This window comes from Brytella acorum, assembly GCF_029309905.1.
GTDB classification, from domain to species: Bacteria; Pseudomonadota; Alphaproteobacteria; order Acetobacterales; family Acetobacteraceae; genus Brytella; species Brytella acorum.
Map to the genome: position 1 here is coordinate 149,927 of NZ_JARBJP010000005.1, position 12,702 is coordinate 162,628.

Below are 12,702 nucleotides of genomic sequence, written 5' to 3' on the forward strand. Positions count from 1 at the left end.
CGGGGAGTGGCGCGTCTCGGTGATGGAGCGGTGGAACATCCACTCTCCAGCCCGCGACGAACGGCTGAATTTTGACGCAATCGAACCTGGGACAGCGCAACAAGGTATCCCCACACGGCACCTGAAGGGTGGGAAAATGCTGCCGCGTTCCGGCTGGCCAAAGCTGACGAAACGTCAAGTGTTCGCATTGGCGTTGCACGATATCGGAGGCGCGCACGCTCCATGATCCCGCTGTTTCATACGCGCAAGGTCACGGTTCTTGGTCGCGCGGACGAGGCGATCGACCTGAACGTCGCCGAGGAAGTGCCGATCAGGCTCGTCTTTGGCGGAATTTTTCCGCACGGCATGATGATGATGACGCCGGATCATTTGACGGATTTCGCCTTCGGCTATTGCCTGACCGAGCGGATCGTCGAGTCCGCGCAACAGATTCAGGCGGTGTCGGTGTCGAAAGATGAGGATGGACTGACGCTCGACGTAACGATTGCGGGGGATCGTCTCTCGATGCTGCTGCGACGCAGACCACATGCCCATACCGGCCATTCGAGCTGCGGCATTTGCGGCAGTGCCGAAGTGCCATCCGTCAAAGCGGCCGGGCAAACGCCCTTCCCTCTGGAGCCGCCGATTGCCCCGGCGGCGATCCGCCGTGCCCTCCATGATCTTGACCGCTGGCAGGAATTGAACGCCCGCACGCGCATGGTCCACGGCGCGGCCTGGGCGAATGCGGAAGGCCAGATCCTTCTGATCCGGGAAGATATCGGTCGGCACAATGCGCTCGACAAGTTGATCGGTGCCCGCATGCGCGACGGCACGCTTTCCGAGCCGGGCATTTGTCTGCTGACCAGCCGCTATTCCTATGAGATGGCGCTCAAGACGGTGTGTGCGGGCATGAACACTGTGGTTGCGGTGTCAGCGCCTACCGACCGCGCCCTGCGTCTGGCGGAGACGATGAACCAGACGCTGATCGCCATCGCCCGACATGACAGGCAGTTCGTCTTTTGCGGCGCTCAACGTCTGGTCGGGTAATGACCAGAAAGGTTGGCGGACCCATGATGGCACCAAAGTTCGCACGCTGGGACTGGTTGCACGCGTCGCGTGAAACGCGCATTGCACGAGATCGTTGAGAACGCAGTTTCATCCGAGACTACGACGATATACGGATCGCCCGGTTTGACGCGCCATCATCCGCGAGAGGCATGAGATGTTTTTGAAGCAGTTGCAATATCTGCGTGAAATCGAACGCCACAAAAGCTTTTCCAAAGCGGCTACAGCATGCGGCGTGTCGCAGCCCGCCTTGTCCCGAGCGATCCGCCTGCTGGAGGATGAACTGGGTGTCATCATCATCGATCGCAAGAAAAAAGTATTTGGGATCACGGATGATGGAGCGCGCGTTCTCAAATGGGCGCATGATATTCTCAGGGGGGTCAGCGAGCTGCGTCATGAAGTTTCGGTGACGAAACAGGCGATCGCGGGGATCGTCAAGATCGGCGTCATTCCGACGGCCGTGCATATCGTGCCGATATTGCTGGAAGCCGTGCAGGAGCGATGCGGTGATTTCGCCAGCGAGGTACATGTGCTTCCCAACGGTTCGATCATCGAGAAACTGGTCAGTAAAGATCTTGATATCGGGATCATGTATTATGATCAGTGTCCTCAGGCGAAAGCGTTTCAGGTTCGTACCCTGTATGCCGAGCAACAGGTTTTGGCGGCATCCAGAAGTTTTCGGCTTCCTGAAGGAGACGATATCAGCTGGGAGGCCGCATCTAGGCTGCCGCTCGCACTGCTGACCAAGGAAATGCGCTGCCGACAACTGGTCGATATCGGATTTCAGACGGCCGGTGTCGAGCCGATGATTCGCCTGGAGACAAGTTCACTGGAATTGATTCATGCCCAGGTCATGATCGGGAAAGTCGCCGCCATTCTGCCGATTTCATCCTTTCCGCTCAGGGTACCGCCGCCCGGTCGGCTCAAGATCCAGCGATTGCCGGGTTTTTCACCCGGCGCCGTGGGGGTGGTGCGTCTGAGTGAACAGGCCATCCCGGAATTTGTGTCGGACGTGTGGGACAGCGTAATGAAAACGCGTCTTCAGGACGACCTCGACCTGCTCTGTAAGCCCGTGACGGCATCCGGGAGGAGGCTATGAAATTTTATCCTTGTCATCGGCATGTTCTCTGCATTCCGATATTTTCACGTCCGATCCGATATCGCCCGGAACGTCTGGAGCCAAACGCGGCTTCATCCCGTCGCCGCGGCGATGAGGCGGCCAACGCGGGATGGATACGTGCCGAAGCAGCAGAAAACCCGGAACCGTGGTGACAACAGATGCTTCTTGGCCATAGCTAGTGACATGTTGACGCCCTTCGTGATGTTCTTGGGGACCAAATAAACGGTATCGATGAGTGTTGCAGAGGCGAAAGGTATCGCCGGGGATCAGTCAGATCGGGCCTCGTATCATTCGTCAGCCATAAGCCGGAAAAGGGTGAGTGGCAGAAGGCTAGGCTCGCCCTGTCCGTCTTCGCTCTTGCCAGAGTCAACCTGCTCTTGATCCGCAAACCATTGTGACGGGAGAAGACTCCCGGAGGATTCACGGAACCATGAAACGTCGGGGCAGGGCACCGCGCTCGGCGGTGATCGGGACACTGGCGTCCCGCCGGATGCAAGTCGCGATCATACAGTCAACGCTGGAGAAGCCCGAAACCAGATTGTCGAGAAATAATCAGGGCACTCGTCACTGGCCGCCATCGGCCCCGCCCTGTTTTGCGGTCTAAATCTCCTGGAAGGCTGCAATGGAGGGTCGTGGAGCCAGCGCATTGGATAATTGATTCATGTCCAATATCCGTGGGAGTATTTGTAACGAATTGGGAAGACCCACCGCCGTCAAGCATGAATACCGTAGTCGAATGAAAATGCTCTATCATATAATCCGCGGCCTCCCAAGGATAAAGTCCGCTCTTGCGCGCGTCTCGCCGTCCTGGCTGGAAAACCGCGACCACCATCTGATAAGGGTTTATTTTTCTGTTATCGCCAATGCCGATGACGGTACGAGCGGCTGGATACTGGCTTGCGATCGGAATGCCGAGGCATCTGTCGAGGGTTTGCCTGTCGCAGCTTTCCAAAAATGGTTTGCCGTTCTCGGCGATAATAAATCCGCTGACCGCTGTGGTGACACCATTTTTTATAAATGCATATGTGTCTGGCGGAGGCTCGTTCTCATTACTGTTCCAAAAATTTCGAGTGGTCGTGACGTCCTGTAAATGCTGTGAGTCTTTATAGCGGAAGGACAGAATATCATAACCAATGGCGTGCTTTCTCTGGCCATTTCCTTCGATAGAACGGGCATCTGATAGGATCTTGCCCTCTCCAATCAGGCTTCCAAGCGGAACACTGCACGGCTGTTCGTAATAGACATTTCCATCGTGCCTCTGTCCTGTTATCCGGCTTTTTGTCGAAAGGAAGTTGGCATTGATTGCCACAAGCATGCCTTTTTCCAATTGCGCTCGCACAATCTGCTCACTGACCGGGTAGAGTGGGAGTTCTTGAGCATGTCCGTCCATCGAGTTCGGATACAACTCGCCACAGAGTGTCACTCCGGACCGACATCGCGAATCAGGAATACCCCTGCATTCGACTGGAATGTCAGACGTAACGGGGACGGTGAACGTCCATTTACGATAATCCGAAATATGAAAGGTCGCGCCCCGTAAACCGAAAACCGTACGCGCGGAGGGCAGTTGCCGAGGCTGGAGAGGAAATGTCTCCGCCCCCCGAATTGCTTCTATTTTCCACTGTGTAGACGCGACGCCAGACTGACGACCCATCAAGGGTGACGCGTTCGATATGGCGGGAATTATGCATATCGCTACGCTCCAGACTCCATATCGAAGTGATGCCACAACTCCGTGGTAGACCCTATGTTTCATGATAAGAATCCGAGATTTTGTATCATATCATTGAGAAATTACGCTTCGTCTGGCGGGCGGCGGTGACGTGCGCATGAGCGGATTGCATGAAACCGTCTCGGTCTCTGCTTTTGTCCCCTGGCCTTCTGATGAAACGATGAAACGGATATTGTATAGACTTATATGAAATAAAAATTACACCGACGTGCGATATTTTTTCCTAAATCCATTCAGGGCAAGCATACGATGAGATGTCATAAATCGTTTATGAATTCGCGTATATCCAGATTGCCATTTCCCGGTTAATGGAAATTCCTCCTTTCTGCAACAGCGAATTATACGGACGTTGGAAATATCACAGTAGGTTGATGGACACCGAAATTAATTTTGAAACATGATTTTTAACATCCGAATCGATACGAAGTGATTTAATAAATATGTCATATCCGTTTATTAAAAAGTATATACAAGAGCCAACCGAACCGAAGCCCGGCGAGTTGGATGTATTTCAGGGCTCAGGAAAACATGGTCCTTCCAAGGCGATATTCGCGTCAAACCGGAGTAATGATGATGTCCTCCCGAAGTCCCCGCGTCAAAAACTGTCTCTTGTCGAGGCCCTCAGGAAAGGTGCTCCTCATGGCAGGCGTGACCGGGGTCGGCATGTCGATAAGCGGCATCGCGCAAGCACAGGTGATTGCCATGCCCGGCACGACAACGGGGAAGTCAATCGCCAGTGAATCGCGTTCCGACGCCCGCAAGACAAAAAAAACAAAGACTGAAAAGAAAGAAATTAACCCAGCGTCCGAGACCATCGTCGTCATCGGGACGCATCTGGGGACCAAGGCGACAGAGGAAATTCAGCCTGTCGCCCTGATCACGGGGCAGCAGATTCAACAATCTTCCGCCATGACGATGGGCGAAGTGTTCCAGAACATTCCCGCTATGGGTTTTACGGGCAGTGCGCCTTCAAACGCGGCGGGCAGTTGCGTCAGTCTGCATAATCTGGGTGTCGAACGGACGCTGGTTCTGGTCGACGGTCACCGTGTCATATCTGGCGGAACGGGAGCAACCGTCGCGGGCTGTGTGGATATGAATACCATATCGCCGGACATGGTATCTTCGGTGCAGATACTGAAGGATGGTTCGTCGACAAATTACGGATCGGATGCGATCGCGGGCGTCGTAAACGTGTCGCTCAAGCATGATTTTACAGGCACGACAATTACGGGGAATGGCGGAATTTCTCAACGGGGCGATGCGTCCAACTCGGTCCTCGCGATCTCTCATGGTGAAAATTTCTGGAATGGACGCGGTAATATTTCGTTAAGCGGCAGTTTCAGTAATCAAGATCCTCTCGAACAAAAGAATCGTAAATGGGCGCGCGAGAACGTCAATTGCAGCGATCCACCGGCCGGACAGAGTGCGACGAATTGCGGTTATACGTCGTTTAGCTCGGCAGGGCTGCTCTGGGCTGCCAACGGTTCGCCTTCTCTAAGGCCGGCAGGTGGACAGTCCAATCCGACCGGCCAAGCTTTGACGCCGGACGGCGGCGGCGGTCTCAGATTCGAACAGCCCGGCGATTATTATCAGCAATGGACCGATACGAACATTATCCAGCCCCAGCGAAAAGGATCTCTCAGCGGATCGGCTCATCTGGACGTCACGGACGATTTGCAGCTCTATATCGACGGGATGTGGTCAAAGACGACGTCGCAGGCCAGTGTCGGCACGGCGACCGTATCGACGATGCCGACACGTCTGGTAGGCCTTTCGAATACCATCATCGTTCCGAAAGGGAATCCCTACGCTGAAAATCTCGGAATCAATCAGGACGTCCGTCTTTATAAAGCTTGGGATGATTTGGGAAAAGAATACAATAACTTTACAAATGATATGTATCAGGTCACCACTGGCGCACGGGGAACTCTATCGTTCGCCCGTGACTGGAATTATGACATATTTTATTCATATGGAAAATATGTCGGCTCCCAGGATGACAGCAACCATATCAATATGGAAAATCTCGAACGTTCGCTCGGTTTTAAATGGATGCCTGGACAAGCCGCAGGGGGAACTCTGGGAACATTCGATCCCACCGTGTGCACAAATTCGCCAGGATGCAGCCTGATCAATCCTTTCTCAAATTCGTTAACCAGTCAGCAGAAAAATTACATAGGCTATACAAAAAGCATCACGAGCGGGTTCGAAATGCGTGATGTACAAGCGACTGTTTCGAACAAGCATCTTGCCAAGTTACCCTACGGCGCGCTTGGCATCGCGCTCGGAGTTGAGCATCGCAGCTATGACGGCTTTTATCACGTGGGTCCCGTCGCGTCACAGGGTCTCGATGGTGAAGGCTCGACCTCCAGCTTCTCCGGCGGTTACAATGCAACGGAAGCATTCGGTGAAATCAGCGCGCCGCTTCTGCGCGGATTGCGAGGCGCGGAGAGTCTCGCCGCGGAGGCATCGGGGCGTTATTCACATTATAACAATTTCGGGGATGCCTTCACCTGGCATGCGGGCCTTCTATACAGCCCTGTAAAAGGGATTTCCTTTCGCGCAAATATGTCGACCAGTTTTCGTGCCGGGTCGCTTTCCGACCTGTATTACGGACAGACACAATTTACTTATACGAACGCCAATTTCGATCCTTGTGTCAACCCGACCAATCCGGTTGTCTACGCCAACTGCGTGAAATCTGGTGTCAAAAATCCTGAATCCTACAAAGAGCCTGGCAATCAGTATCGCGTCATATCGGGCGGCAATCCGAAACTGATGCCTGAAACGGCGAGAACCTTTGTTATCGGCACTATCTTGCAGCCGGAATTTATAAAGGGTCTTTCTGTTACGGTCGATTATTGGCACACTACAATGTTCGATACGGTCGGCAAGATCAATTTGCAAAGCTATGTGCAGAATTGTTTTGCATCTCAGAATTTGTCCGGTCCTTCCTGTTCGGTTTACAATGGACGGGACAATTCGGGACAGCTCCTGCCATTGACCTACTTGGAAACGAATGTCGGCGAGATGAAGACGAGTGGGCTCGATATCGCAGGAAGTTACACGCGGCCCCTGACCTATCTGGATAGTCTTATTTTCTCCGCTGATATTCAAAGAACCTTGACGTTCAAAGAGCAGAATAACGGTAATTTGTTTACGAACTATCTTGGTACTTCTGCGAGCCCCAATCCGCGTTGGCTGGCCGTCGCTTCGGCGGCGTGGCGTCATGGACGCTGGACTGTGCAATACGGCATGCAGTTCATAGATTCTCTGACCTATGAAAATGAGTATCTCTACGACAAAGATGCCTATAAAGGCTTTAACATGGTTTTCTATCATAATATCGGCGTGACATACAGCGGGGATAAATATACCGTTACTTTCGGCGTTAAAAATTTGGGTGACAAGGACCCGCTGTACTATCCGTTGAGCACGACGGGAACGAATCCCTCCGTCTATGACGTGCGAGGACGTTATTTTTATCTTAAGGGTCAAGTCCATTTCTAATGCGGAATACTATGGAACGAAACGGAACGAACCTTCCGTTCGTTCCTTGCTCCTTTCCCGGAGCAAATCATCAACTGTGTCCGTGTCATGAAACGGGAGATCCGCGTGTTGCAGATGCCGTCTCAACCTGAAAAATGTCGTGGAAGGGCGGCGAGGAAAGCTATCGCCGCGTTCATCACCCTGCTTTTTCCAACAGAGATCGGTCTCGCGGCCGATATGCCTGCGGAGATTCTGCCCAGACCCGCGCATATGACGGTTGACTCCCGGGCGATCATTCTGCCGCAGCTGCTCCAGCTTGAGGTTCAGGGCGTACGCTCCGCGCTTATCCGGCGGGCAGTCGAGCGCTTTCGCTCTCAGTTGACCCGGATGTCGGGGCAGGAGATGACCTTTTCAAAAGTCCGTAACGGGTCTCTGCCGATTGAAATCCGTTTCGTGCATGATCCGCGATACCTGACGCTGGACATGCACGAAGGATATAGTCTGGATGTCGATGACAAAGGCGTGCGCCTAACCGCTCAGGGTGAGGCTGGCGTTCTGCATGGGCTGAGCAGTCTTCTGCAACTCGTGCATCGTGAATCCGGGCACGCTCTGCTGGCGGCGGTTCATGTCAATGATGAGCCGCGATTGCACTGGCGTGGCCTCATGTTGGATGTCAGTCGCCATTTTTTCCAAGTTACAACGCTTGAGAGGCAGATCGATGCGATGGCGTTCGTGAAACTGAACGTCCTACATTTGCATTTGTCGGACGGCGAAGCCTTTCGGGTTGAGAGCCGCCGCTATCCGCGCCTCCAGCTGATCGGGGGACATGGCGAGTATTATACGCAGGACCAGATCCGGCACCTTGTCGCCTACGCCGCTGACCGTGGAATCCGGATCGTACCGGAATTTGATACGCCGGGCCATGTCTTCAGTCTGCTGGAAGCTTACCCCGCCTATGCCGCGGTACCGTCGCTCAATCGCGACGACCGTGCGACGATTAACCGTGCGGCTCTGGATCCCAGCAATCCGCAAACATATCTCTTCGTAACGAATCTCTATCGTGAGATGGCGGGTCTATTTCCCGATCGCTACTTCCATATTGGGGGAGATGAGGTGCGGGGCGCCCAGTGGACGACGACACCCCGTATTGCGCGCTATATGGCAGAACGACATATCGCCTCCGTCGAGGCCATGCAGGCCGCTTATACAAGTCGCATCGTCAATGCGGTGACGCGCATGGGGAAGACGGCGATCGGATGGGACGAGGTGCTTCGGGCGGATATTCCCAGAAATACTGTTATTCAGGTCTGGCGTGGCCGGGAACATATTGCCGATGCCGCCGCCGGAGGGCATGCGGTCGTTCTGTCCAGCGGGTTTTACCTCGATCATCTCATGCCGTCCGACGCCTATTACCGCCTGCCGTTGCCCGATGCTCCGACCGTGTCACCAGGTCACGACGACGACACGGTGGCCCCCCCCCTCTCGTCTACGGTGCCGGTGATCGGGGCCGAGGCCGCGCTGTGGACCGAAATCGTTTCGGACGAGATGCTGGATGGACGCCTCTGGCCGAGAATGGGCGCTATTGCCGAACGTTTCTGGACCCCGGATGCGGCATGCGATTCCGCAACACTTTATCCGCGCCTTACGACCCTCTATGAGCGGATTGAACTCCTGGGGTTGCAGGCACGCGCCAACGCCGACGCGATGCTGGCGCGTCTGGCGCCAGGTCAGGCAGACGCGGCGCGGATTCTGCTCGAAGTGACTTCGCCCGTCCGGAATTATGGGCATAACCACGAATTCATGCAGATCCGCCATAAGAAACCCGCCATCAGGCAGACGCTCGATTCACTTGCCGACATCGCACAGCCCGATAGTTTCCGCGCGGAAGCCTTCAATGCAGAAGCGGAAGCTTTTTCCAGAGGCGACAAGGCCGTCAAGCCAGATCTCATCCGATGGCTGATTTTATGGGCGAACGATGTCGAACCGTTCGAACGTGAAGCGGCGCAATATCCCGGACTGAGAGACGGGATCGGGACCGTTCGTGACTTGAGTAATATGGCAAAAGTCGGCTTGGCGGCGCTCGATGTCGAACAGGACACAAATTGGCGCCAGCGGGCCAAGGCCGTGATCGCCGATGCTGATGCCGACTATGCGGCGTCGGTGGACACCTCGATCGTTACGAACTCAGTGCAGCCGCCTGCCGATCTGCTGCAACGCATACTTCCTGGGATTAAAACATTGGTTGAAAAATCGAACCGGAGCGCAGAACGATGAGTGCCCTCTCTCCTTTTCGAGCAATCCTGTGCGGCGTTTTCGTCGCCACGCTCATGCCCTGTGCTTGCGGGATGGCGCAGACAGCATCCGGAGAGGAACGACATGCGACAAGTCGGCATGTCGTCATCATTTCCGTCGACGGGCTGAAGCCAGAATTCCTGTTCAGGCACGATCTGAAGCTCCCGGCGATGCGGGGCCTTATGAAGCAGGGCACCTATGCGCGGGGGGTCGTCGGCGTGACGCCGACTGTGACGTTTCCCAGCCATACCACGATTATTTCGGGCGTTACGCCGTCCCGCCACGGCATATGTTCGAATGCCCATCCGGATAATGACGGTCACCTCGTATCTTATGCCCGTTATTCCGAAATCAAGTCTCCGACAATATTAGACGCCGTGCATGGCACCGGTCTGACCACCGCGGCAATCGGTTGGCCGGTGACGGTCGATGCGCCCGTTGATTATCTCATCACGCCTCAGGCGCCCGACGGGGCATCGCCTCTGGCGCGTCAGATTTCTTTTCCCGACAGCCTGCGTGCGGTTGACGATGATGCTCGTAGCATTTGGGCATCGCTCATCATCAAGCGTTATAATCCTAATCTCATGCTGCTGCATTTCAATGATCTCGATCGCATGGAGCATAAATACGGTCCCGACAGCGATGAGGCGGCTCAAACGGCCCAGCGGATCGATGCGCGGATCGACGCTGTCATAGTCATGGAGAAGGCGCTTAATCCGGATGCCACGATCATCGTCGTATCCGATCATGGCTTCGCGCCACTCCGTCACGACGTCGCACTTTCTGTTCCTCTGCGCGAGGCTTTGGACGCGAACGGCACCTCAGAGGCAGGGAGCGACAAGCGGGCCGGGCGCCGGTTTCTTGTCTGGTCGACAGACGGGTCGGCTTATGTTCTGGTTCCCGACGCGCGAGACCGGCCTTTCATTCAAACCGAGCTTCAACGTCTGAAAAACAGAGACGATATGGGAATTGACCGCATCTTGTCCGAGACGGAACTTGCACAGGCTGGCGGTTGTCCCGATGCGGCATTCATGGTGGGTATGAAGCTGGGATGGGGTGTATCGGGCGCAGTGGACGGTCCGGCTGTTCGTGATATCGCACACGGCGGCACTCATGGCTACCTGCCTGATCAGCCGTCGATGCGATCGACCTTTATCATGACAGGACCGGATATTGCCCATGATCATGATATCGGCATCATCGACATGCGTCAGATCGCACCGACGATCCTGCATATTCTCGGTGTCGCGCCCGAGCCGGGAATGGTGTCGGCTCTCGGCGTTTCAGGCCATGTGCGAGCTGCGAGGTCGAGCGCGGATGCCCGATAAGGCGACGGAATCGTGGTTTCCTTTTCCGGATATAATTTCGATGCTATTGATGGAGAATCCCGTCCTGTGATAAGTGATGCCGTTCTTCTTTGTCCGGCAGATTTTTAATGACGATAAAATGGGAAGATATCCCGCTCGACCGTAAGAGTTACATACCGCTCTACGCCCAAATTCATGAGCGTGTTTCGTCGCGTATAAAAGCCGGGGTGTTTTCCGTTGGAGACTTGTTGCCGTCGGAAAACGAACTGGCGTCATTTTATGACGTCAGTCGCATGACGTGTCGGCAGGCATTGCAATTGTTGACGACGCAAGGCTACCTCACGCGCGTCAGGGGGGCGGGCAGTATTGTCGCCTTGCCCAAGGTCGATAAGGATATAGCCCATTTGCAGGGCTTTTCGGCTGAAATTCGTGCTATGGGCGGCCAGCCTTCCAGTCAGGTTCTGAACCATGACGTCATCGCGGCTTCGCAACATGTCGCCTCCTGCCTGAATATTCAGGCAGGAGACCCTGTTTTTCGGCTTGTTCGCCTTCGGTTCGCCGACAATGTTGTTCTGGCTCTCGAAGAGACGAACCTGCCTCTGAAACGATTTATTGGTATCGAGAAAAAGGATTTTTCCCGTAATCAGTCGCTATATCAGGTCATGACTGAAACATTCGGTATCCGATTGCTTTGTGCTGAAGAAACGATCGAGGCGCGTATCGCTTTGAGAAAAGAAAGTCGTGCGCTGGACCTGAAACCCGGCGGAGCCGTTCTTGTTATGGAACGGATTCTGTTCGATGTGGAAGACAAGCCGATCGAATGGGCGCGATCAGTCTATCGTGGCGACAGGTATCGCGCCAAGATCCAGATCAGCCTCTAGCAGGCTATCGGGTTGGGGGCTGTCGTAGTGACGATTGACGAGGCGCGGACGTTTATGCGGCAGCCAGCCGGGTGATCCGGCGGCGATTATGTGCAAGGGCGACGTCGGCGAAACCCATATCGGCGAGGATTGTTCGGCAGGCCGATCCCGCCCTTCATATCCTGGATCACATCGGCAAAGCTTACCATGATTCCCTTTTCTACGATCAACTGGCAGCTCTCGGCGCAAACCATGCTCTGGACGTTGTAAGCGTGCCGATATCCATGCGCGACGGAGACTGAAGTTCACGAAAGCGGCGCGGCAGGAGGAAGGTGGAACGATCTCGTCAAAGGATATCGCCGCCAGCGATGGTGCGAGATTGAGAGAAAGTCTGCTCGATCGCAATACGACAGCATCGAACCTCTGGGCGGACACAGCCTATCGCCCAAAAGCCCAGGAAATCTTCGTGGAAAGCGTGACTTTGTTTCAAAAATTCACAGGAAAAGCTGGGTCTCGAGGCCATGTCGCAGCAGATTCAGAGATCAAATGCCGGAAAATCCGCCGTTCAGGCCCGTGTCGAGCATGTCTTTACGTGTCAGAAATCACAGACCGAGCTGTTTATCCGGATAGTAGGTATCACCCACGCTGACACGAGGACCGGCTCGGCCAATCTTGCCTATGATATGCACTGCGTTTTATTTCTGGAGCGGATTGGCGCCATCATGCGGCAATCCAGAACACCATGTGTTCCGCTCTGCTGCCGATACAGAGCAAATATCGTCGCGAAGAACTTTCAACATCCGGCCGTTCAGATCCAGATCAAGACATATCGCTTCCGTCGACAGTTCTTCGATCCTT

At 54.6% G+C, this 12,702-nt stretch carries 7 protein-coding genes and 1 pseudogene; 7 read left to right on the forward strand and 1 reads right to left on the reverse strand.

Annotated features, from left to right (window positions below):
* Nucleotides 1-222: 222 nt before the first annotated feature.
* Nucleotides 223-1,026: a formate dehydrogenase accessory sulfurtransferase FdhD gene (fdhD, locus tag PWM43_RS10230; RefSeq protein ID WP_289842403.1), complete on the forward strand. Its 804-nt coding sequence runs from the start codon at nucleotides 223-225 to the stop codon at nucleotides 1,024-1,026.
* Between the two features lie 175 nt (nucleotides 1,027-1,201).
* On the forward strand, nucleotides 1,202-2,143 hold the full coding sequence (locus tag PWM43_RS10235) for a LysR family transcriptional regulator (protein ID WP_289842404.1): 942 nt from the start codon (nucleotides 1,202-1,204) through the stop codon (nucleotides 2,141-2,143).
* A gap of 532 nt (nucleotides 2,144-2,675) precedes the next feature.
* Here PWM43_RS10235 and PWM43_RS10240 read toward each other — a convergent pair.
* Complete coding sequence (locus PWM43_RS10240) at nucleotides 2,676-3,479, reverse strand: phosphodiester glycosidase family protein (protein WP_289842405.1); 804 nt, start codon at nucleotides 3,477-3,479, stop codon at nucleotides 2,676-2,678.
* A 1,056-nt stretch (nucleotides 3,480-4,535) separates the two neighbouring features.
* Between PWM43_RS10240 and PWM43_RS10245 the strand changes: the two genes are divergently transcribed.
* From PWM43_RS10245 to PWM43_RS10265, 5 genes and pseudogenes are all read left to right on the forward strand, one after another.
* Nucleotides 4,536-7,406, forward strand: a complete 2,871-nt coding sequence (locus PWM43_RS10245; protein ID WP_289842406.1) for a TonB-dependent receptor domain-containing protein — start codon at nucleotides 4,536-4,538, stop codon at nucleotides 7,404-7,406.
* Between the two features lie 216 nt (nucleotides 7,407-7,622).
* The gene (locus PWM43_RS10250) at nucleotides 7,623-9,659 is read left to right on the forward strand and encodes a beta-N-acetylhexosaminidase (RefSeq protein ID WP_289842407.1); all 2,037 of its coding nucleotides are present in this window, start codon (nucleotides 7,623-7,625) and stop codon (nucleotides 9,657-9,659) included.
* Nucleotides 9,656-11,005: an alkaline phosphatase family protein gene (locus tag PWM43_RS10255; protein WP_289842408.1), complete on the forward strand. Its 1,350-nt coding sequence runs from the start codon at nucleotides 9,656-9,658 to the stop codon at nucleotides 11,003-11,005. The genes PWM43_RS10250 and PWM43_RS10255 overlap by 4 nt, the downstream gene beginning before the upstream one ends.
* Nucleotides 11,006-11,094: 89 nt before the next feature.
* Nucleotides 11,095-11,865 carry a GntR family transcriptional regulator gene (locus tag PWM43_RS10260; RefSeq protein WP_289842409.1) on the forward strand — a complete coding sequence of 257 codons (771 nt, stop codon included), beginning with the start codon at nucleotides 11,095-11,097 and terminating at the stop codon, nucleotides 11,863-11,865.
* A gap of 256 nt (nucleotides 11,866-12,121) precedes the next feature.
* Nucleotides 12,122-12,563 (forward strand): annotated as a pseudogene (locus tag PWM43_RS10265) (IS5/IS1182 family transposase); the annotation flags it as partial.
* Between the last annotated feature and the right edge of the window lie 139 nt (nucleotides 12,564-12,702).